The 21,471-nt window shown below is 57.7% G+C and carries 27 protein-coding genes; 12 read left to right on the top strand and 15 right to left on the bottom strand.

Translation table 11 applies throughout. From position 1 onward, the window contains the following. The first annotated feature begins 78 nt into the window (after nt 1–78). Genes M2119_RS03865 through ilvA form a run of 3 tightly spaced genes read left to right on the top strand, consistent with a single transcriptional unit; the run spans nt 79 to nt 2,824 of the window. Nucleotides 79–648 carry a LemA family protein gene (locus M2119_RS03865; protein WP_280803639.1) on the top strand — a complete coding sequence of 190 codons (570 nt, stop codon included), beginning with the start codon at nt 79–81 and terminating at the stop codon, nt 646–648. Between the two features lie 24 nt (nt 649–672). Continuing rightward, entirely contained in the window at nt 673–1,554 is an 882-nt protein-coding gene (locus tag M2119_RS03870; RefSeq protein ID WP_280803640.1) for a M48 family metalloprotease, read from the top strand. 25 nt (nt 1,555–1,579) lie between these two features. Next, entirely contained in the window at nt 1,580–2,824 is a 1,245-nt protein-coding gene (gene ilvA / locus M2119_RS03875) for a threonine ammonia-lyase (RefSeq protein WP_280803641.1), read from the top strand. Between the two features lie 53 nt (nt 2,825–2,877). Here the strand turns inward: ilvA and greA are convergent, their stop codons facing one another. After that, nucleotides 2,878–3,369 (bottom strand): transcription elongation factor GreA, encoded by a 492-nt coding sequence (gene greA, locus M2119_RS03880; protein WP_280803642.1) that lies wholly within the window; start codon nt 3,367–3,369, stop codon nt 2,878–2,880. 10 nt (nt 3,370–3,379) lie between these two features. Continuing rightward, nucleotides 3,380–3,787 carry a DUF4307 domain-containing protein gene (locus tag M2119_RS03885; RefSeq protein ID WP_280803643.1) on the bottom strand — a complete coding sequence of 136 codons (408 nt, stop codon included), beginning with the start codon at nt 3,785–3,787 and terminating at the stop codon, nt 3,380–3,382. A 57-nt stretch (nt 3,788–3,844) separates the two neighbouring features. Between M2119_RS03885 and M2119_RS03890 the strand changes: the two genes are divergently transcribed. After that, nucleotides 3,845–4,081, top strand: a complete 237-nt coding sequence (locus tag M2119_RS03890) for a hypothetical protein (protein WP_280803644.1) — start codon at nt 3,845–3,847, stop codon at nt 4,079–4,081. 4 nt (nt 4,082–4,085) lie between these two features. On the opposite strand, the gene trhA is transcribed toward M2119_RS03890, so the two are convergent. Further along, nucleotides 4,086–4,772: a PAQR family membrane homeostasis protein TrhA gene (gene trhA, locus M2119_RS03895; protein WP_280803645.1), complete on the bottom strand. Its 687-nt coding sequence runs from the start codon at nt 4,770–4,772 to the stop codon at nt 4,086–4,088. A gap of 107 nt (nt 4,773–4,879) precedes the next feature. Between trhA and M2119_RS03900 the strand changes: the two genes are divergently transcribed. The 6 genes from M2119_RS03900 to M2119_RS03925 all read left to right on the top strand — a co-directional run bounded on the left by M2119_RS03900 (nt 4,880) and on the right by M2119_RS03925 (nt 9,808). After that, entirely contained in the window at nt 4,880–5,656 is a 777-nt protein-coding gene (locus tag M2119_RS03900; protein WP_280804447.1) for an isoprenyl transferase, read from the top strand. A 91-nt stretch (nt 5,657–5,747) separates the two neighbouring features. Continuing rightward, nucleotides 5,748–7,109, top strand: coding sequence for a PhoH family protein (locus M2119_RS03905; protein ID WP_280803646.1), 1,362 nt, complete (start codon nt 5,748–5,750; stop codon nt 7,107–7,109). A 103-nt stretch (nt 7,110–7,212) separates the two neighbouring features. Next, nucleotides 7,213–7,710, top strand: a complete 498-nt coding sequence (locus tag M2119_RS03910) for an A24 family peptidase (protein ID WP_280803647.1) — start codon at nt 7,213–7,215, stop codon at nt 7,708–7,710. 4 nt (nt 7,711–7,714) lie between these two features. Next, nucleotides 7,715–8,122 (top strand): acyl-CoA thioesterase, encoded by a 408-nt coding sequence (locus M2119_RS03915; RefSeq protein ID WP_280803648.1) that lies wholly within the window; start codon nt 7,715–7,717, stop codon nt 8,120–8,122. Between the two features lie 19 nt (nt 8,123–8,141). Next, complete coding sequence (locus M2119_RS03920) at nt 8,142–8,924, top strand: alpha/beta fold hydrolase (RefSeq protein ID WP_280803649.1); 783 nt, start codon at nt 8,142–8,144, stop codon at nt 8,922–8,924. 65 nt (nt 8,925–8,989) lie between these two features. Next, a complete protein-coding gene (locus M2119_RS03925; RefSeq protein WP_280803650.1) occupies nt 8,990–9,808 on the top strand; it encodes an HpcH/HpaI aldolase/citrate lyase family protein in 819 nt (272 codons plus the stop codon). 11 nt (nt 9,809–9,819) lie between these two features. Here M2119_RS03925 and M2119_RS03930 read toward each other — a convergent pair whose 3' ends face one another. Then, on the bottom strand, nt 9,820–10,890 hold the full coding sequence (locus M2119_RS03930) for an SDR family oxidoreductase (RefSeq protein ID WP_280803651.1): 1,071 nt from the start codon (nt 10,888–10,890) through the stop codon (nt 9,820–9,822). A gap of 117 nt (nt 10,891–11,007) precedes the next feature. Between M2119_RS03930 and M2119_RS03935 the strand changes: the two genes are divergently transcribed. Next, nucleotides 11,008–11,985 (top strand): zinc-dependent alcohol dehydrogenase, encoded by a 978-nt coding sequence (locus M2119_RS03935; RefSeq protein ID WP_280803652.1) that lies wholly within the window; start codon nt 11,008–11,010, stop codon nt 11,983–11,985. 85 nt (nt 11,986–12,070) lie between these two features. Then, complete coding sequence (locus M2119_RS03940; RefSeq protein WP_280803653.1) at nt 12,071–12,610, top strand: hypothetical protein; 540 nt, start codon at nt 12,071–12,073, stop codon at nt 12,608–12,610. Nucleotides 12,611–12,687: 77 nt separating this feature from the next. Here the strand turns inward: M2119_RS03940 and catA are convergent, their stop codons facing one another. The 11 genes from catA to M2119_RS03995 form a co-directional block, all read right to left on the bottom strand. Next, the gene (gene catA / locus M2119_RS03945) at nt 12,688–13,551 is read right to left on the bottom strand and encodes a catechol 1,2-dioxygenase (protein WP_280803654.1); all 864 of its coding nucleotides are present in this window, start codon (nt 13,549–13,551) and stop codon (nt 12,688–12,690) included. A gap of 40 nt (nt 13,552–13,591) precedes the next feature. Further along, on the bottom strand, nt 13,592–13,879 hold the full coding sequence (gene catC / locus M2119_RS03950; RefSeq protein WP_280803655.1) for a muconolactone Delta-isomerase: 288 nt from the start codon (nt 13,877–13,879) through the stop codon (nt 13,592–13,594). Between the two features lie 6 nt (nt 13,880–13,885). Continuing rightward, the gene (locus M2119_RS03955) at nt 13,886–14,992 is read right to left on the bottom strand and encodes a mandelate racemase/muconate lactonizing enzyme family protein (RefSeq protein WP_280803656.1); all 1,107 of its coding nucleotides are present in this window, start codon (nt 14,990–14,992) and stop codon (nt 13,886–13,888) included. Beyond that, a complete protein-coding gene (locus M2119_RS03960) occupies nt 14,989–15,894 on the bottom strand; it encodes a LysR family transcriptional regulator (RefSeq protein WP_280803657.1) in 906 nt (301 codons plus the stop codon). Before M2119_RS03960 ends, M2119_RS03955 begins: the two co-directional genes overlap by 4 nt. Before the next feature lie 168 nt (nt 15,895–16,062). Beyond that, entirely contained in the window at nt 16,063–16,713 is a 651-nt protein-coding gene (locus tag M2119_RS03965) for a 3-oxoacid CoA-transferase subunit B (protein WP_280803658.1), read from the bottom strand. Beyond that, nucleotides 16,710–17,375, bottom strand: a complete 666-nt coding sequence (locus tag M2119_RS03970; protein ID WP_280803659.1) for a 3-oxoacid CoA-transferase subunit A — start codon at nt 17,373–17,375, stop codon at nt 16,710–16,712. Before M2119_RS03970 ends, M2119_RS03965 begins: the two co-directional genes overlap by 4 nt. Nucleotides 17,376–17,503: 128 nt before the next feature. Then, complete coding sequence (locus tag M2119_RS03975) at nt 17,504–18,487, bottom strand: aldo/keto reductase (RefSeq protein ID WP_280803660.1); 984 nt, start codon at nt 18,485–18,487, stop codon at nt 17,504–17,506. Nucleotides 18,488–18,515: 28 nt separating this feature from the next. Then, a complete protein-coding gene (locus M2119_RS03980) occupies nt 18,516–19,910 on the bottom strand; it encodes a class II fumarate hydratase (RefSeq protein ID WP_280803661.1) in 1,395 nt (464 codons plus the stop codon). A gap of 48 nt (nt 19,911–19,958) precedes the next feature. Further along, nucleotides 19,959–20,615, bottom strand: a complete 657-nt coding sequence (locus M2119_RS03985; protein ID WP_280803662.1) for a carbonic anhydrase — start codon at nt 20,613–20,615, stop codon at nt 19,959–19,961. Further along, a complete protein-coding gene (locus tag M2119_RS03990) occupies nt 20,612–21,256 on the bottom strand; it encodes a DUF4245 domain-containing protein (protein ID WP_280803663.1) in 645 nt (214 codons plus the stop codon). Before M2119_RS03990 ends, M2119_RS03985 begins: the two co-directional genes overlap by 4 nt. Then, the gene (locus M2119_RS03995; protein ID WP_280803664.1) at nt 21,253–21,471 is read right to left on the bottom strand and encodes an exodeoxyribonuclease VII small subunit; all 219 of its coding nucleotides are present in this window, start codon (nt 21,469–21,471) and stop codon (nt 21,253–21,255) included. The genes M2119_RS03990 and M2119_RS03995 overlap by 4 nt, the downstream gene beginning before the upstream one ends.

Genomic DNA, 21,471 nt, shown 5'->3' on the forward strand with positions numbered 1-21,471 from the left:
TCACAGCTCAGCAAACAGGGACACCGCTTTCACGATTCTCTCGGCGTACATACAGCTATCTCGTCGTACGATGGAGGCATGGATTTACTGCTCCCCCTTCTCGGCATCATCGTTGTTGTCGCCGTCATCGTTGGTATCTACCTCTGGTCGACCTATAACGCATTGGTCACTCTCAACGTTCGGGTGGATGAGGCATGGAGCGACATCACTGTTCAGCTCAAGCGCCGAGCGGATCTGCTGCCCAATCTGATCGAGACGGTCAAGGGATATGCGGCTCACGAAAAGGGTGTTTTCGAAGCCGTCACCAAGGCGCGTGCAGAGACACTCTCGGCCAGCACCCCGGCAGAAGCCGGCGCGGCAGAAGGCCACATGCAGTCCGCACTGAAGTCCATCTTTGCTGTGGCGGAGGCATACCCGCAGCTTCACGCGAGCGAGAACTTCCTGCAATTACAGAGTGAACTCGTCGACACGGAAGACAAGATTCAGGCTGCTCGGCGCTTCTACAACGGTGGCGTGCGAGAGTTCAACACCAAGATTCTGACCTTCCCCAACAACATGTGGGCGAACAAGTTGAAGTTCGACAAGCGCGACTTCTTCGATGTTGCAGATGCAGCGTCGATTGCTGAACCTCCCCGTATTCAGTTCTAACACGTCCTCGAAGCAGGACCTCAGATGTATTCTGCGATAGCCGCGAATAAACGCAACACCATCCTCATCATGGTGGTGTTTCTTGTGATCATCGGTGGCTTGGGGTGGCTCGCTGCCTATATCTATGGCGATCTCAATATCGCCATCTTCACCGTGGTGATTGCTGTGGGGTATGCCGCTTTCCAGTATTACCTAGCTGGTTCACAAGCACTTTCGATGGCGGGGGCCATAGAGATACAGAAAGTTGACAACCCCCGGCTCTATCGCATCGTAGAGAACCTGTGTATTGCGACCGGTACCCCCATGCCCAAGATTTACATCATCAACGACCAAGCACCCAATGCGTTTGCGACCGGCCGGGACCCCGAGCATGCCTCGGTGGCAGCGACCTCCGGATTACTTGACCTCATAGATGATGCCGAACTCGAAGGCATCATGGCCCATGAACTTGGCCATGTCCGCAACTATGACATTCGGGTGTCCATGATTGTCTTTGGCCTTGTCGTGGCCGTTGGTTTCCTGGCCGACATGTTGCTGCGCATGTCCCTGTTTGCAGGAAACCGTCGCGACAACAACGGCGGAAACCCTGTGGTGATGATCTTTGGTCTCGTTGCCATGCTGATCGCTCCTCTCATCGCGACGCTCGTGCAGCTCGCCGTTTCCCGGCAACGTGAATATCTCGCCGATGCCACGGGGGCTCTCTCCACCCGCCACCCCGAAGCTTTGGCCAGCGCACTGCAGAAACTGGGTGCATACGGTCGACCCCTCCAGCGGCAGAGTTCGAGCATGGCTCACATGTGGATTGCTGACCCCGAGAAGCCTGGGCTCGCAGAACGTTTTCTCTCCACCCACCCGCCTATTGCCGAACGCATCGAGCGACTTCACGAGATGGGTGGCAAGTTCTAGGGGTGTGCTCCTCTAGGATTTGGTTATGACCGTAAAGCACGTCGCTGGCCCCACTCTGGCTGAGTTTGAGGCTGCCCGCGCCACCGTGGCGATGGTCGCACAGGCTACGCCGATGGAAACCTCGCGTTACCTCACGGGCGTGCTCGGATCTGAAGTATTCCTCAAGTGCGAGAACCTGCAGCGCACCGGAAGCTACAAGCTTCGTGGTGCGTATAACCGCTTGTCTCAGCTCACGGCAGAGGAACGAGCTAAAGGCGTCATTGCTGCCTCGGCGGGAAACCATGCTCAAGGTGTCGCCCTGGCTGCTCGAGAACTGGGTATCAAGGCGACCATCTTCATGCCGCAGGGTGTTGCTCTGCCCAAGCTGGAAGCAACCCGTGAATACGGTGCCGAGGTTGTGCTCACCGGCCACATCTTTAACGAATCACTCAAGGCAGCCAAGGAATTCGCGACCGAAACGGGCGGTATCTTCATCGCCCCCTTTGACCACGAGCACGTCATCACCGGTCAAGGAACATTGGGGCTGGAAATCCTCGATGAAGTCCCTGATGTGGACACCATCATCGTGCCCATCGGTGGTGGCGGTCTGATCTCTGGTGTGGCTTCTGCCGTCAAGCAGAAGGCGGTGACCCTCGGTCGCACCGTGCGCATTATCGGTGTCCAGGCAGAGAATGCAGCTGCATATCCTCCCTCCCTCGCAGCGGGGGAGCCTGTCAATGTGGAAGTTCACCCCACCATCTGTGACGGTATCGCTGTGGCGCGTCCAGGAACCCTGAACTTTGACATCATCAAAGACACTGTGGATGAAGTTGTCACTGTCTCCGACGATGACACCGCACGCGCCCTCGTCATGTTGCTCGAGCGCGCCAAACTTGTCGTAGAACCCGCAGGTGCTGTGGGCGTGGCCGCGATCATGGCCAAGAAGATCAAAAACGCGGGCAAGACGGTTGCCATTCTTTCCGGTGGAAATATCGATCCCCTGCTGTTGCAGCGCATCGTCGGTCACGGACTTGCCGCCTCGGAGCGTTACCTCAAACTCCGTGTCATGCTTCCCGACCGCCCAGGTCAGCTTGCTCGCACGGCGGAAATCGTGTCCGAGCAGAACGCTAACGTGGTCGAGGTGCTGCACACCCGTCACGGACGTGGTTTGCAGATCAGCGAGGTCGAACTGGAACTTCACATCGAAACCCGTGGCAAAGAACACCGCAAGCAGGTCGTCAAGGCGCTGCGCGATGAAGGTTTCAAAGTTCGCATCAGCGACGACATCTAAGCATTAACGACAGAATGCCTCCCCGGCTGGGGAGGCATTCTCGGTTAAATGTTCTAGCCCGTGAAGGTGGCGACGTCGAGAACCTCGACCTCGATGTCTTTGCCGTTGGGAGCAGTAAAGACGGTTTTCTCTCCGACCTTGAGGCCCAGGATGGCAGCTCCCATGGGGCTGCTTTCGCTATAGACGGTGTAGTCCGTGCCCGCAGCGATTTCGCGGTTGCCGAGCAGGAAGACAGATTCGTCACCGGCGATCTTCGCGGTGATCACGGTGCCGGTCTCTACCACACCTGAGCTTTCGGGGGCTTCGCCCACTGTGACGTCCTTAAGGAGAGCGGTGAGGGTGCGAATCCGCGCCTCAATCTTGCCCTGCTCGTCCTTGGCTGCGTGGTATCCGCCGTTTTCCTTGAGGTCTCCCTCTTCGCGGGCGGCTTCAATACGCTTGGCAATCTCTTCACGGCCTTGAACGCTCAGGGTGTCGAGTTCTCCCTTGAGGCGGTCATACGCCTCCTGGGTGAGCCAGGTCTCTTTGATTTCTTCGGTAGCCATAGCTTTCAGCCTAGGTGAGCCAACATTCGTAAACCAAACCGGTGGTGGCTGGTTCACTCGTCAGAATTGTTTCGCTCATATCGCGAATGCGCTGATCGGAGGCGGGGTAGACAAAAACTTTCCATCCCACAATTGCAAAAGACGTATTCAGAGCCTGCACGGCGCACGCCACATCATGTCCTGGGGTTGCCGTCACTTCGAAATCGATCGTGACGCTCGTCTCGGTGAGGTTGCTATAGCCGAGATCTCGCGTGTCCACCTGAGGGCCAAACCCCAACGCATCGGTGGAGATGGCCCAGACGACGAGACCACAAATGATTACCGCTGATGTAATGATCACACCGAGATTCCGACGGAGGGGACCACGTTTGTTCCCGCTGCGACCATAGCGGTCGTCGAGAGTGGTCTCGGTGCTCATCGGGCTCCTTGGGCAGGGTTTTCACAGCCGGGTCACGGTACTGTGTTAACAAGGCTATTGGCTAGAACGCCCTGTGGAGGAACCGTGTTGTTTGCTGAAGAGACTATTGATCCTCAATTAGTGTCTCCCGGTGTTGTCGGTTTCGTCGCCACCGCGTTTGTGGCCATCCTGACCGTGCTGCTTCTGCTGGACATGGTTCGCCGGATGCGTAAGGTAAACATGCGTGCAGATATCCAAGAGAAGTTGGATGCTGAAGAAGCTGCTGAAGCCCAGGCCAAGCCCGCCCAGCCTTAATGCTTTACGCGTTATAAACGGGGTTCATGGCAATCAGCAAGATTGCCGTCCAGTGGCACATAAACGCCACCACGGTGAGGGTGTGGAATATCTCGTGGAATCCGAATACCCCAGGAATGGGATTAGGTTTCTTGAGGCCGTACACCACCGCGCCCACGGTGTAGGCCAGGCCGCCCACGACCACAAGCACCATCATGGCCACATTGGCCTGGAAGAGATCCACGATGTACATCATGGAAGCCCAGCCCAGCAGAATGTACAACGCCACATACAGCCAGCGGGGGGCGTGTACCCAGAACACGCGGAAGGCTATGCCCAGAATCGTTCCGCCCCAGACCAGAACGAGGAGCAAAATACCTTTACTGGGCGGGAGGGCCAATACGGCAAGCGGTGTGTAGGTGCCGGCAATGAGCAAGAAGATGTTGGCATGATCAAAGCGCTTGAGCATCACCTTGGTGCGGGGCTTCCAATTGAAGCGGTGATACAGCGCAGAGATCCCAAAAAGCATCATGGAGGTCAGCATGAAAACCGCCGAGCTCAATTTCGCGGCGGGACCCTCGGCTAAGACAATCAGCACAATGCCGGCAACTATCGTCAGCGGGAACGTCCCGGCATGGATCCAACCGCGCCAGGTGGGTTTCACCTCAACCGGGGGATGTGCTTGTGTATCGTCGAGTAGTGGCAAGCCCATGCCCCGAGCCTACGCCTCAGGCTGAAATAAAGCTGAGCGTCCAATGTGAGACTGGCGGGCTCAACCCCTGCCGTGGAAGGCCTGCGTTCGGTAAAGTCGGGGACGTGATGTCGCGCGCAAACAAGACAGGACTGCTCTACGGCCTGTACCAAAAGCGGCTACGTCGGGGGCTCAACAAAGAGAATCTTCCACACCACATTGGAATGATTGTCGACGGGAACCGCCGGTGGGCCAGAGAGCGGTTCTTGGAGAACCCTTCACACGGTCACCGTGCCGGGGCGCAGAAGGTTCCAGAGTTTCTGGTTTGGTGTGACGAAATCGGCATCGGCATGGTCACCCTCTATCTCCTCTCTACCGATAACCTGACCGGTCGCGACCAGGGGGAGCTTTCTGAGCTGTACGGCATTATCGGCGAGCTGGCTGAAGGCCTTTCTCATTTCCGTAACTGGAAGATCAACCACGTGGGCAAGGACGATGTCCTCCCGCCTGCCCTGCTCAACACCCTTCTGGATGCCGAAGCACGCACCGAGAACAACACAGGCCTGCACGTGAACCTCGCGATCGGATACGGCGGCCGGGCAGAAATCGCCGACGCTGTGCGCAGTATCATTGCCGAACATCAGGGCCAGGGCGGCAGCCTGGATGACTTGGCAGAAAAATTGACCCCCGAGCTGATCAGCGATCACCTTTATACCGGCGGGCTGCCAGACCCTGACTTGGTCATTCGTACCTCAGGGGAACAGCGGCTTTCTGATTTCATGTTGTGGCAAAGCGCCCATTCCGAGTTCTACTTCGTGGAAGCGCTCTACCCTGATCTGCGTGAGGTCGACTTCTTGCGGGCGATGCGTGACTACTCTCGTCGCGAGCGTCGTTTCGGCGGCTAGTTTTTCCCCGAAGATTTCTTTGCGGTGACACTTAGATGAACACAGGGCGTGTCGCGCAGGTTGTGTGTCATCACGGTCGTACTTTCATCACATGAGCCCACAAAGTAGTGGCGCTAAGACTGGTCAATCCGGTCAGCGCCAGAAGCCCACTTCCTCCTCTACAACCGAGCGTGTCTATGTCTTAGATACCTCGGTTTTGTTGTCTGACCCCCAGGCACTGTTTCGCTTTGCGGAGCATGCGGTGGTTATCCCGGTGGTGGTGATTAGTGAGCTCGAGAAAAAGCGGCATGATCCAGAGATTGGATACTTCGCCCGTCAGGCGTTGCGTATCCTCGATGATCTGCGCGTCAAGCACGAACGCCTCGACTTTCCTATCCCCATCGGAGAAGGTGGTTCGCTCCGGGTTGAACTGAACCACTCCAACCAAGCTGTGCTTCCCTCCGGCTTGCAACTCGGGGATAACGACAGCCGCATCTTGGCTGTGGCGATGAACCTTGCCAACGACGGCCTCAACGTCACCGTGGTCTCCAAGGACCTCCCCATGCGCGTCAAGGCTTCTTCTATTGGCATGAGTGCCGAGGAATACCGTGCCGAGCTCGCTGTCGATAGTGGCTGGACCGGCATGGAAGAAGTCACCCTCAGCTCAGATGAGATGGCCATCCTCTATGAAGAGGAAGGTCTGCGCAGCAGCCTGGTCAAGGACGCCCCCATCAACACGGGACTCGTGATCCACTCGGACCGCGGGTCTGCTTTGGGCCGCGTGGTGGACAAGGGTGAGATTACCCTGGTTCGCGGCGATCGTGACCTCTTTGGGTTGCACGGCCGTTCAGCCGAGCAGCGCCTGGCTATTGACATGCTTCTCGACCCCAGCATGGGCATCATCTCGCTCGGAGGATCCGCCGGGACGGGGAAGTCGGCACTGGCTCTGTGCGCTGGTTTAGAAGCTGTGCTGGAGCGCCAGCAGCACAAGAAGATCATTGTCTTCCGCCCCCTCTACGCCGTGGGCGGCCAAGAGCTGGGTTACCTCCCCGGTGACAAAGACGAGAAGATGAACCCGTGGGGTCAGGCCATCTTCGACACGCTCGGTGCGCTCGTCTCGGACAACGTGATGAACGAAGTCGTGGACCGCGGCATTCTTGAAGTGCTGCCCCTGACGCACATCCGTGGTCGCTCTCTCCACGATGCCTTCGTCATCGTGGATGAGGCGCAGTCGCTTGAACGAAATGTTCTGCTCACAGTGCTCAGTCGAATTGGTCAGAACTCGCGTGTGATCTTGACCCACGATGTCGCCCAGCGCGACAACCTCCGGGTTGGTCGTCACGACGGTATTGCCAGTGTGATTGAAAGTCTGAAAGGCCAACCCCTCTTTGGTCACATCACCCTGACCCGCTCCGAGCGCTCCGCGATTGCAGCGCTTGTCACCGACCTCCTGGAGCGCCAGGAGATCCTCTAAACGCCCCGCGAAAAGCTCAAGGAGGAGAACACTCCTCGTTGGCTCACCCGCGGACTGTGGAAAGCCCCCGCCTGCCGGGGGCTTTCTGCATTAACCTCGCAGGATGAACGTCTGGCAACTGTTTCCGCTGCTCTATCTTGCAGTCGTCACCATTCCCCTGGTGGTGATTGATGTTCGGCAGCATCGACTCCCCAATGCATGGGTGGTTCCTGGCTATGCAGTCCTGGTGGTTGCGTGGGTGGGGAGTCTTGTGTCTTCTGGAGAACTGCCCTGGGTGTCGATATTCTCTGCTGCCGCCTACTTCGGGTTCTTACTTGTACTGGCGTGGTTCGGAGGCATGGGCATGGGAGATGTGAAGTTGGCCGGGATTGTCGGGGGAGCGGCTGGGTTGATGGGGTTTGAGATGACCATGCTCTCTGTCGCGCTGGCCTTCCTGTTCGGCGGGATTGTGTCGGTTGTCGTTCTGGCCGTTGATCGTGTGCGCAGGAGAGACAAGCGCACAGAATCGGGCAAAAAATCCCACTCTCAGAGACGAATTGCCTTTGGACCGTTCATTTTGCTGGCCTTCTGGGTTGCGGTTGGTCTGCATGTTCTAGCATGAAAAGGTGACCGACTCTATTGCCTTCAAGACCCGTAAATGGGTGCGACCCGAAGACCTCAATGCCAACGGCACCCTCTTCGGTGGCAGCTTGCTCAAATGGATCGACGAAGAAGCCACGATTTACACCATCCTGCAATTAGGCAACCGCCGGGTAGTGACCAAGCTGGTGTCGGAAATCAACTTCGTGAGCTCTGCCATCAAGGGCGACATCATCGAAATGGGACTTGTGGCCACCAAGTTTGGTCGTACCTCACTGACGATGCGTGCAGAAGTGCGCAACATGATCACCCAGAAGAGTATTCTCACGGTGGACCACATCGTTTTTGTCAGTCTCGATGAACAGGGCAAGCCTGTTCCTCACGGCTATACCGAAGCAACCGATGACCGTAACCGGTTGTTGGTTACAGAGTAGAAAAGTAAAGGATTCACTCGTGGCTATTCCTCACCTCATTCCTCGCACCGATGCGACGGCTGAACAGTTGGCATCTGCCACGAATGTCCTCATTCTGGGGAACTCTCTGGGAACCGATACTCACCTCTGGGATCTGGCTCTGCCCACCCTGGCTGCTGCACACACCATCGTGCGATGGGATCTTCCCGGTCACGGCCAGGCCGCCGTTGCTCCCGAAGATTTCACACTCGCAGAGCTCGCATCCGCGGTCATTGCGATGGCGGATGAACTCGGTATTTCCACCTTTGACTACGCCGGAGTCTCGGTTGCTGGCGGCGTGGCACTGGAGCTCGCCCTTGCATATCCGGAGCGCGTGAAGCACTCTGCGGTGGTCTGTTCCTCTCCCTACTTCGGTGGCACAGATGCTTGGGCAGAGCGCATCGCGCTCGTTGAATCCAGCGGAACGGTTGCGGTGGTGACCACCACACCTGCGCGCTGGTTTGCTCCAGATTTCCCCGCGAAAGACCCCGGCACCACCGAAAAGTTGCTCTCTATGGTCGCTGCAACCCAGGACGCCGGCTACATCCAGGTCTGTAACGCGCTAGGGTCGTATGACGCACGTCCTTTCTTGGCTGATATCAAGATCCCTGTCCTCGTTATTTCGGGGGAAGTAGATCCTGCAGCCACACCTGAAGCTGGCGCCCAGATTGCCCACGAAGTTCCTGGAGCCCGGCAGGTTATTATTCCTGGAACATCTCACCAGGCAGTCGTTGAGAAGCCATTAGATGTGGCACGAACTCTGACTGACTTCTTCGCTGAGTAGGCAATCAGCTTTTTCCATGTCCCACCGCTGTGGTGGGCTCGTTTTCTAGTGCATTGGCATCCCTCATGATTTCTGCTGAAATTTCTCGTTCCTGGTATTTGGTGAACGGCACCAACCCTGAGTTCTACGACCAAGCTGTCGTGGCCCACCCTGACCAGATTGTTCTCGATGTCGAAGACGGTGTAGACCCCGCCCTCAAGGCTGGTGTGCGCAGCGACATCGTCACATGGCTTGAAGCCGGTAATCAGGCCTGGGTGCGTATCAATGACCGTCCGTCAGACTTCTGGGCTGATGATCTCGACGAATTGCGCGGTGTTCCCGGACTACTCGGCGTCATGCTGGCGAAGACCGAAAGTGGCGACCAAGTCTCTGAGACTTTCCACCGTTTGGGCGGAGATAAGCCCGTTCTCGCACTCGTGGAGACTGCACTGGGTATCGAAGAAGCTCGCGATATTGCCTCTGCGGAAGGAATCTTCCGTCTTGCCTTTGGCAGTGGTGACTATCGCCGGGACACCGGCGCCAGCGTGGAAGACATCGCCTTGGCCTATCCACGGTCACGCCTTGTTTTGGCCAGCCGCATTGGAAACATTCCAGGGCCTATCGACGGCCCCACCGTGGACGCCAACTACTCGCTCTTGCGCGACAAGACACTGCATGCGCACTCACTGGGCATGACCGGCAAACTGTGCTTAGACAATGAGCAGATCGCCGTGATCAATGAGGCGATGAGCCCCACGCAGTCTGATGTGTCCTGGGCACGCAGTTTCTTGGCGGACTTTGAAGCACGTGGCCGCGTCGTGCGCGACGGCAGCGACCCACCCCGCCTGGCTCGTGCAGAAAAGATCGACCGGCTGGCACAGTCGTTCGGTATTCACCCGGCCTAACCGGTTTCGAGCTAGTTCGGAATGATCTTTTCTGCGCGCAAGCGATCGAAAAGATCTGTGAAAGATGTCAGCGTGGTCTGATATTCCAGGAAGCCCGCTTCCCGGGATTTACTCATGTCTGCAAAAGTTTCCGAGGTTCGTCCAAGGTCTGCATCGGTGTGCCACCAGGAAGCCAGCTCGCTGGCTGTGAGGGGCTGGAGGCCGTGTTCAGCGACGAGGGATGCCCAGACGCTGTCGGCCTCCGCCATGCGGGGTTCGAGTGGGCTGAGTTGTTCCGGATATCCAGGGTCTTCGAGGCCAAAGTAGTCGGCAATTTCTCGCCACAGGTGGCGCCAACGGAACACTTCCCCGTTGACGGTGTTGAAAGCCTGGTTGCGGCCCTGTTCTGAGGTCGATGACCACAGGGCATGCTTGGCCAAGATGCGGCTGTCGGTCACGTCGGTCACGCCGTTGTATTGCTCGGGGGAGCCGGGGAATACAAATGGTGTTCCGGTTGCTCTGCAGAGGGAGGCATAGACGGCCAGCGTGACGCCCATGTTCATCACATTGCCGAGGGCATAGCCAATCATGGTGTGGGGACGGTGCACCGACCAGGTGTAGCCATACTTCTCGGCGCCGGCAAAGAGGGCGTCTTCTTGGTCGTAGTAAAAGTTCAGACCGGGTAGGCGTGCTTCGCTTTCGTGGAAAGGGGTGTCTGCGGGGTTCTTGCCATATTCCTCAAAGGAGCCCAGATAGTGCTTGAGACCGGTTACGAGAAGTGCATGCGTGAGGGGAGTCTGGGAGTTCACTGCCTCGAGGGTGTTCTCCACCATGGCCTTGTTGGCGACACAGTTTTCGGCTTCGGTGGCGTGGCGTGACCAGGTGCAGAAAAACAGGTGGGTGATGCCGAGGTTCCCGATCTTCTCAGTCAGACCTTCAGGATTCGAGACATCTGCGTAGACGTGGTGAACCTCGGCAATTTCTTTACCGGGGGTGCGGGACAGGCCATAGACGGTCCACCCTTGGGCGACAAGTTCCCGAGCGATGTTATTGCCCGAAATGCCGGTGACACCCACGACCAGAGCTTTACGCGGAGCAGTCATTGCCCATCCTTCGTGTTGAGAATTGCGCATTCGGTGAACACGTCCGTTGTCACAGTACTCTCTGTTGTGTCACAGTGTGGAGAGTTGTAATCTCGCTGATCACAGGCAGGACGTTCCATGAAGGCACTCCAATTTGTTTCCGCTGGTTCCTATGTCGTGAATGACATCCCGGTGCCACAGATCGGAGCCGATGAAGTTCTGCTCGCCGCGCGCTCGGTCGGTATCTGTCACTCCGATATCGTCCTGCTCGAGGGGCGCTACATCCTGCCCTTTCGATTCCCGGTGACCCCCGGCCACGAGTGGTCGGCTGAGGTTATGGAGGTGGGCGCCTCTGTCTCATCATTGCGTGCTGGTGATCGTGTGGTGGGCGAGTGTGTGGTGAGTGAAGTGGACCACTTTGGTTTCACCATGAACGGTGCCATGTCGGAATACTTTGTGGCTAAAGCCGCCTGGTTGCACAAGATCCCTGACAACCTCAGCTGGACACAAGGTGCCCTGGTAGAGCCTTTTAGCTGTGGCTACAACGCCACGCTGAAAGCAGACAACTTGGATGCTTCCGACACGGCCATTGTCTTTGGGGCAGGCCCTATCGGTTTAGGTGTGGTAGCTGCCGCTGCCGCCAAGGGTGTGCGGGTTCTGATTGCAGAGCCCTCTGAGGCTCGTGCCCAACTCGCCCTCGAACTCGGCGCAGAAGGCGTTCTGGACCCGAGTAGTGAGAGCTTTGTGGAGGCAGCACTCGAGGCGACCCGCGGTGGTGCAAGCGTGGTGTTTGAAGCGAGTGGTCACCCCAGTGCGATGGCGGCAACGTTAGAAGTGGCCGCGTTCAAGGCCCGCTTGGTCAACATTGGGATTGATGTGGGCAGAAGCGCCCCCGCGAAGCTGGGGCTGATTCAGGCGAAGCAACTCCAGATTCGCGGCATTATTGGCTCTCCGGGGGTGTGGCCTGAGACTATTCGGTTCCTGTCACGGACAGGGCTTGATTTGTCCAAGTTGGTCACCAAGACGGTGCCCGTGGCTGAGGCAACCTCCGCTTACGACGCAGTGATCAACGACAAGACTCAGGTCAAGGTTCACGTCACCTCCGACGCCCACTAGCCATACAGCTGGGGCGGAGCTGATTCACAGCTCACACATAGGGTTCTTCAGTACCGTGGTGCTATCGCATCCCATTGGAGAACTCATGGCTAAGTCCACCCCCGCGTCCTACGACCCCACTGAAGAACCCGCAGCACCGGCTACGAAGTCCACCGCGAAGAAGGCTGCAGCCCAGCCTGCGCCTGCTGTGACCGAGCCCGTCGTTGCCACACCCGCAGTCCACACTCCCTACCCCGGTCAGACCCTGGGTATTGTGGCACTTGTCTTTGCCGTCTTCTTCCAGGTCCCTGCACTGGCTATGGGTATCATCGCCTGGATTTGGTCCCACAAAGCGGGTGTCCGTAACGTTCCCGCGATTATTGCGGTGTCTGTCAGTGGCGCCTTGATCATTATTGGAACCGCCTTCTTCGCGGCCTGGATTGCTCTCGTGGGGAGCTTCTTTGGCGGAGGTTTCGATGACCACCAGCCCCGCGTGATGTATGACGGTCCGGTCCAGATCATGCCCGGTGACGAGATGATGGGCGACGAGGACTTCGAACAGCACATGAAGGACATGCTCAAAGACCTCGAGGAGGGCAACTTTGAGAACATGCCTGCCCCCGGCCAAGGCATGATGAGTAACTAATACAGAAACGTCCTGCAACCTCAGGAGAATGAGTAAAGGCCCCGCATTTCTGCGGGGCCTTTACTCGTGTGTGCTGTTTAGGCAGGGTCGAGAACGAAGTCATACTTCGCGTCTGCGTTGGTACCGTCTGCGCTAAGTGTTGGACGAAGCACAAGCTCAGGCTTCACAGCGCCGGCAACGTCGCTGTCCAGGTAGTCGCCACCATCGAAGTAAAGCTGAGTGGTGATGAGGTCGTAACCAGGAGCAGTCACCTTGATGTGCAGGTGAGCGGGACGCCATGCGTGCCATCCAGCTGCAGAGATGAGCTGACCACAGGCACCCTCGGTGGGGATCTGGTAGGGGGCGGGCTGCACGGTGTGGATTTCGTAGTATCCGTTCTCATCTGCGATGAAGGTTCCACGAAGGTTCCACTCAGGCAGGCCAGGAGCGTACTGCGAGTAGAAGCCGAGGTCATCGGCGTGCCACAGTTCGATCACGGCGTTCTTCAGAGGAGTGCCGTCCACAGCGGTGACGTTACCGTGGAACTTGAGGGGAGTACCGGGCTCGTCTGCACGCATCTCGATGGTGGCAGGAGTGTTCTGCTGAGGAGCGTTGGGAACATAGTAGGGTCCTTCAATGGTGCCCTTGGTGCCCTTTTTAGCCGAGTTGTGTACTGCTTCGACCGAGTGCTCGAGCCACACGTCGAGGAACAGGGGCCATTCGCCGTCGTTGCCCATCTTGATGAGCCATGCCTTGAGAATGTTGTATTCGTCGTAGGTGACTTCTTCTTCGATGACCGCATCGTTCATGGCCTTGATCACACGAGATGCGATACGGCTGATGCGTGCCTGGTCTGCCTGAACGTTGGCGAATGCCGTGTTCTGCAGGAAGCGCTCGGTTGCCTTGTTGCCAGATTCCGCAGCTTTTGCGGTGGTCTCTGCTTCGTAGCTTTCGTCGGACATAGTGTTTCTCCTTTGAATCAATGTGATGGGTTGGTGCTCGTTAGGGTTTTTCGGCAATGCGAGACGGGTGCCGCGCAAGGGGGGTAACGGTGATGTTCATGTAGGGGAAGAGGGGCAAACCGCTCAAGAGGGTGTGCAACTCGTCGTTGTCGTGAACATCAAAAACGGAATAGTTGGCGTATTCGCCGACCACGCGCCAGAGTTCCACCCAGCGTCCATCGCGCTGAAGTGCCTGGGAGTATTCGCGTTCCTTCGCGCGAATCGCAGTTGCTTCGGCCTCGGGCATCGAGGGGGGAAGATTCACAACCATGTGTGCGAGAAAAAGCATGTGTTCTTACTTCCCATCAATTCGGTAGTGGCTGAGCTTGGATTCGTCAATCTTTGCACCCAAGCCGGGGGTCGTGGGAGCTGCAATCTTGCCGTCTGCAATGACGAGGGGTTCCTGGTTGAGGTAGTCGCCAAATTCGAGGAAGTTGGATAGCTCTGCAGCACGACGAGAAGAGTGGCGGAACGCTGCACCGAAGGTGACGGTGGCGACCGAACCGAGCATGGAATCAATCTGGTTACCCATGATCACGTCGACGCCGAGACCTTCACATAGCCCCAGAATCTTTTGAGATTCTGAGAAGCCTGTGCGTGCGGTCTTGATGCTGATAGCCGAAGCGCCCCCGGTGTGGAGTTCCCGAGCCACGTCGCCCAAGGAGGGAACGCTCTCATCGGCGACGATCGTGATGGGGGACTTCTCCACGAGTCGACGACGACCCATTACGTCGAGGGCATCGCAGGGCTCTTCGAGGTAGAGGAAGTTGATGTCGGCACAGCTGCGGGCGACATAGAGAGCTTCTTCGGCGGTCCAGCCACGGTTTGCGTCGAAGTAGAGGTCCACGTCGGGGCCGAGTGCTTCGCGCAGGGCAATGCAGGCTTCGATGTCGAGACTGACGGGGCGTCGTCCCACTTTCACCTTGAACGCGGTGATGCCGAGGTCGTTGCGGTATTCCTCTGCCTCCGCCACCATCTCTTCAGGGCTGGCAAATCCCACCATGTGGGACACGCGAATGGAGTCCTGGAAGCCACCGAGTAGCGAGTGCACGGACTTGCCCACGGACTGACCGATGAGGTCCCAGATGGCGATGTCAACACCACCCTTGGTGGCATAGTTTCCCACCGTGCGGGCCATTTTGGCCAGGATCACGTTGCGGTTGAAGGGGTCTTCCCCGAGGAGGAAGGGGGCAAAGAGGGTGTTAATGACGGTGATGATGCCCTGCTGGGTTTCACCGTAGGTGTAGGGGCGGGGTGGAATGTCGGCAATACCCACTAGGCCGTCATCGGTGGTGATGCGCAGCAGGACATGGTCTGCTTGGTCCATGCTTCCGCTGGCAAACAACAGAGGCTTGCGCATGGGGATGTTGTAAGGAATTGCTTCTACCTGAGTTATTTTCATGCGGCGAGTTCCTGTTGGTTGGTCTGAATGAGGTTGGAAAGGAAGGGGATAAAGCGTTGGACGGCGGGAGAGACGTCATTGCGGCGCCAGGCCACGGCCAGTTCCAAGATGGGCGCATCCTTGACGGGAAGGAACACGGTTCCACCGATCTGGATGGAGGTTGCTGACTCGGGGACGAGAGCTGCACCCACACCGGCAGCCACGAGCGAGAGCAGGGTAGAGGTTTCCGAGACGCGCTGCACATAGTTGGGCCGCACATTCAGCTGGTGCCAAGCCGCCGCAAGGTCTTGCGAAAGTGCGGAGTTGCTGGGATAACCAATGAGGTCTTGTGGGGCTAGGTCAGACATGACGAGTTCCCCGCGTGAGCACAGCGGTGAACTCGCGGGCAATGCGGCGACGACGCGTTCCTGCGCGACCACCGAGTATTCGATGGTCGAGCTCGACACCGGTGGTCGCAGCACAGCAATGTCGATGCGGTTGGACTCGAGAGCTTCCACGAGGTCGGGGGTGAGCTTTTCACCGGTGACATCGAGAGCTAATCCGGGGTAACTGCTGGCTGCGTGGCGAACCACGCGAGGCATGATGCCATAGGTGGCGGTACCGGTGAATCCCAGGCGCAAAATTCCTTGCAAACCTTCGCCCACGCGGCGCACGCTTGCTTCGATCGACTCGAGTTCTTCCAAGATGCGACGACCACGAATGAGGAGCAGCTCGCCAGCGGGTGTGAGTTCGACGCTCCGAGTGGAGCGAGTGAGAAGAGTGGTGCCCAAGTTCTTCTCGAACTGCTTGATCTGCTGGGAGAGGGGAGGCTGGGCCATCATGAGGCGATCAGCAGCGTTCCCGAAGTGACGCTCTTCGGCCACGGCAATGAAATACCGCAGTTGGCGGGTTTCAATTGACATCATGACCTCCGTCCGTTCCTGCGCTGGAACGATACGTTGTCACGCTAGCAATCGTCGATTGAGTAATGCAAATATGCAAAAAGTTGCTATTCATAGGTAAATCATATGAATAATGCACTCAAACAGCGAGACCGAGAGTTTCGGCGTATAAATGGGGAAAATCTGCGGTTAGGCAGTCTGGTCGAGCAGTGGCAGTCCCGTGAGTTCACGCAGTGAATCCACGGTTGCCTCGCCAAAAACATCTGTGACGACAACGCCGGCGGGCGTGATGTCGAAGATGGCCTGTTCGGTGTAAATGCGGCTGACGCAGGCTAGGCCTGTCGCAGGGTAGGTCAGCTGCTCCACAATCTTGGCCGCGCCACTCTTGGTGGTGAGCTCCATCATGACAAAAACCTGCTTTGCGCCCACGGCCAAGTCCATTGCCCCGCCCACGGCAGGAATGGCATCCGGGGCTCCGGTGTGCCAATTGGCCAAGTCGCCAGCGGCGGAAACTTGGAACGCTCCCAACACGGCAATGTCGAGGTGCCCGCCACGCATCATGGCAAACGAGTCCGCGTGGTGAAAGTAGCTGCAACCAGGAAGCTCGGTGACGGCAATCTTGCCCGCATTGATGAGATCCGGATCTACCTCGTCACCGTGAGCTTCCGGGCCCATGCCCAGCATGCCGTTCTCGGTGTGCAGCGTCACTTCTTGTTCGGCGGTGAGGTAGTTGGAGACGCTGGTTGGAATGCCAATCCCAAGGTTCACAAATGCTCCGACAGGAATATCGGCCGCGACGCGCTGTGCCATCTCGGCACGGCTCAAGGGTGCACCGCTCATGCTGTGACCTGCACAATCTTGTTCACAAAAATGCCGGGAGTGATGATGTGCTCGGGATCCAGATCTCCGACCTCGACAATCTCACTGACTTGCACGATGGTTTGGGTGGCCGCAGTGGCCATCACCGGTCCAAAGTTCCGTGCCGTCTTGCGATAAATCAGGTTACCCAGAGGATCAGCCTTGTGTGCCTTGATGAGTGCGAAATCGGCGTGGATAGGGGATTCCAGAACATAGTTCTTTCCCTCGATGGTGCGCGTCTCCTTGCCTTCGGCCAAGAGTGTTCCATAGCCGGTGGGGCTGAAGAAGCCACCAATGCCGGCACCGGCGGCACGGATGCGCTCGGCCAGGTTTCCTTGCGGGACAACCTCGAGTTCAATCTTTCCGGCTCGGTAGGCCTCGTCGAAGTGGTGTGAGTCCACCTGGCGGGGGAAGGAGCAGATGATCTTTTTGACACGGCCCAGTTTGATAAGCAGTGCAAGTCCCACATCGCCATTACCGGCATTGTTGTTCACGATGGTGAGATCTGTTGCCCCGTGCTCAATCAGACCGTCAATGAGGGCCTGTGGCTGACCGGCCAGACCGAAGCCACCGATCATGACGGTGGCTCGGTCAGGGATGACGGACACGGCACTGAGGACGCTGTCAGAGATTTTGGAAGGCATACACACTCACTGTTGTGATGGAAGAAACTTCGGGGGTGCCCTGACACACGCTGTCGTACAGGGCGAATGTCAGAAAGTATGGCACACCGCCATCTTTCCCATTCATATCCAGCAGATATGGAACCGGGTTAGCCGCGGTCCAACATGGCTGTCTGTTCCTCATTGTGATGGTGCCCTACCGGCTGAGAAATACGGTCCAGTTGGGCAACCTGGTCTGCGGTGAGGACGAGGTCCACAGCAGCCAGATCCTCTTCCAAGTGAGAGATCCGGACTGTTCCAGGGATTGGAACATAGTCAGGGCGCTTGGCCAATAACCACGCCAGTGCAACCTGGGCGGGGGTGGCAGAAAGTTCTGCAGCGATGCTTTCCAGTTCCTGCAGAATCTCAAGATTCTGTTCAAAGTTCCCCGGCAGGAATCGAGGGTTACTCAGGCGCCAATCATCCTCATCGAAGATATCGAGCGAGCGGATCTTGCCACCGAGCATGCCTCGGCTCAGTGGTGAGTATGGAACGAATCCGATGCCGAGTTCTGCAAGGAGGTCGAGGGTGCCATCTTCCGGGTCGCGTGACCACAGCGAGTATTCGGACTGCAGAGCAGTGATGGGGTGCACCGCGTTGGCGCGGCGAATGGTGGTCATGCCTGCTTCAGAGAGGCCAATGTGGCGAATCTTTCCTTCGGTCACGAGTTCCGACAGCGTTCCCACGACATCTTCGATGGGGACGTTCTTGTCCACGCGGTGTTGGTAGTAAAGGTCGATGTAGTCAGTGTTCAGGCGCGTCAGTGAAGCCTCGACCGCATACCGAATGTTCTTCGGGGTGCTGTCGAAGCCACTTTTTCTTTCCGCACCTTCACCGGTCATCATGCCGAACTTGGTGGCAATGACGACCTCGTCTCGGTGACCGGCAAGTGCTTTGCCGACCAAGACTTCATTCTTCAGAGGGCCATAAATCTCGGCAGTGTCAAAGAACGTGACGCCCAGATCCAGAGCACGATGAATCGTGGCGATGTGGACCTCATCGGGTTGATCCTTACCCGTGAACAAATGAGACATCCCCATGCAACCCAGCCCAATTTTGGAAACTGTCAGGTCTCGCAACTGGGTGTACTGCATGGGGATGTGCTCCTTGCGAGATGAATGATTAGGGGTGCGTCATCGACAGCACATCAAGTGCGGTGTCGAGCTGCTCCAGAGTGAGCTTCTTTCCATCGACATAGCCGAGCTCCAGAGTTGCTTCACGGATGGTGAGGCCCTTGGCCACAGCGTGCTTGGCAATCTTTGCTGCGGCCTCGTAACCGATGTATTTGTTCAGCGGGGTCACGATGGAGGGGCTGGACTCTGCCAGTGCTCGGGCGCGCTTCTCATTGGCAACGAGACCGTTGACGGTCTTGTCCGCGAGGATGCGCGAGGAGGCAGCAAGCAGGCGGATCGACTCGAGCACGGAACTCCCCATGACGGGAATAGCAACGTTGAGCTCGAACAGACCAGATGCGCCACCCATGACGACAGCGGCATCGTTACCGATCACACGCATGCAGACCATGAGGACAGCTTCGGGAACAACGGGGTTCACCTTGCCGGGCATGATCGAGGAGCCAGGCTGGAGGTCGGGGATGTGAATTTCAGCAAGACCGGTGTTGGGGCCGGACCCCATCCAGCGGATGTCGTTGCAAATCTTGGTCAAAGAGACGGCGATGGTGCGCAGTGCGCCAGATGCCTCGACCAGACCGTCACGGTTGGCCTGAGCTTCGAAGTGGTCGCGAGCTTCGGTGATAGGGAGTTTGGTTTCCTTAGCTAGCTTCTTGATGACCAGCTGAGGGAAGCCCTTCGGGGTGTTGATGCCGGTGCCCACTGCGGTGCCACCGAGGGGAACCTCAGCAACGCGGGGCAGTGCTGCCTTGATGCGCTCGATGCCCAGGCGCATTTGAGCTGCGTAGCCACCAAATTCCTGACCGAGGGTCACAGGAGTGGCGTCCATGAGGTGGGTACGACCGGACTTCACCACGCTCTCCCACTTCTTGGCCTTGCGCTCCAGCGACTTAGCCAAGTAGTCGAGTGCAGGAATGAGGTCCTTGATCATGGCGCTGGTCACGGCAACGTGGACGGAGGTGGGGAACACGTCGTTGGAAGACTGCGAGCAGTTCACGTGGTCGTTGGGGTGGACTGGCTTCTTGAGCTTGTCGGATGCGAGCTTAGCCAGCACCTCGTTCATGTTCATGTTCGAGCTCGTGCCCGAACCGGTCTGGTAGATGTCGATGGGGAATTGGTCGTCGTACTTGCCGGTGATGACCTGGTCAGCAGCCCATGCAATGGAGTCTGCGATGCGCTTGTTCAGTACGCCAAGCTCAGCGTTCGCCAGTGCAGCAGACTTCTTAATTTGAGCCAATGCGGCAATGTGTGCCGACTCGAGGGTGCTACCCGAGATGGGGAAGTTCTCCACCGCACGCTGAGTCTGTGCTGCGTAGAGAGCATTGATGGGAACGAGTACTTCACCCATGGTGTCGTGCTCAATGCGGAATTCAGGGTTTTTAGCCACGGGGATGCTTCCTTTGGTATCAGTTCGGGTGGAAAAAAGTGAGAAAACTTATTGGCCGATGTCACCGACGACAACGTCGGGTTGAACCAGCCCCTGGCCGAGGCGATAGTTCGCACCGACAATGGCAAGATTACCCTCGGCGATCGCCTGGGTGATCAGTTCGGAGCTTTCCATGAGCTCGGCAATGGTGTCGCGGAGGTGTTCACGGCCCACTTCGAGGGCGTCTACCTCATCGGGGTTGAGAGAACCGTCCGGGGCAAATAATCCTGCTTTGCCAGCAACGCGGCGGATCGCAGGAACGATGCGCGAGACCATGGCGGCGATGTGGGGAGGCAGGGGAGTGGAATCTGGCCCCAACATGTCGATGGCGCCACGGACTGCTCCGCAGTTGTCGTGGCCCAGCACGACGATGAGGGGAACTTCCAACACACCCACGGCATACTCGAGAGATCCCACGACCGAGTCGGAAATGATTTGGCCCGCGTTACGCACGACGAACAGGTCACCTAGGCCTTTATCAAAGATAATTTCAGCGGCCAGGCGGGAGTCGGAACATCCAAAAAGGGCCGAAGTGGGACGCTGGGCGTCCACGATTTCTGCACGGCGCTCAACATCCTGTCGAGGGTGAGCGGGGGCGCCGCTGACGAATCGTTCATTGCCGCGGGCCATTTCGGCCCATGCTTTTGCCGGCGTAATCCGTGTCATTCTGTGCTCCTCAAGTCAGCCGTGATGGAGGTGGCAAGTTGGGCAAATTCAGCATCATCGGCCGTGCCGAAGAGGACGACGGTGCGATTACCGGAGGTTGTCACGAGGGCGTACTCCACATTTCCAGCACCTTCCATTGAGCGGTTGTCGTACACCGTCCACACCTGGCCATCGATCGTGACCTCGCCGGTGGCGGGGTAGTCATTGAGGGTGTTGGAAATCCAGGTCGCATTTGCATCGAAGGCTTCATTGAATGCAATGAATTTGTCGGCCGGTGTGATGAACCCGATATACCAACTGGTCACTTGGCCATTGCTACTGTTGCGCAGCTCTGCGGCGTTGGCTTTCCATTCGCCGGGCATCGCGGGCACGAGAAGGTCTTCGCCGAGGGACTCTGAGGCCACCTCACTTTGTGCCACGTAATCGATCTGCCAGTTGGGCTCTCCTTCTGCGCGGGGAACCATGAAATAGATCACGAGGACCAGGCCTACACAAACAAGGAGGGAGTAAACTAGGTTGTTGATGGTCTTGCGGGAACGGTACAGGCGAGAATTCTCTGCTTTACGTGCGGCCGTCTCTGCGGCAGTCTCAGGGCGACCGAGCTCCGCGACAATCTTGGGTTGTTTCTGGCGAGGGCTCATTCGGACGTGTCAAGTCCTGCTCGGGCAGCGTTCAAACGTTCCTTGGCGCCGACCAGCCACTCTTCACAGCGCAGAGCTAACGCTTCGCCGCGCTCCCAGAGGGTGAGGGTCTCTTCCAGAGTGGGGCTGCCTTGTTCCAGCTGGGCAACAACGGAAACAAGCTCGTTCCGGGCGTCTTCATAGCTGAGCTTCGAGACATCTGTGGGGGTTGCCAT

Source organism: Aurantimicrobium minutum (genome assembly GCF_029894165.1).
GTDB lineage: Bacteria > Actinomycetota > Actinomycetes > Actinomycetales > Microbacteriaceae > Aurantimicrobium > Aurantimicrobium minutum_A.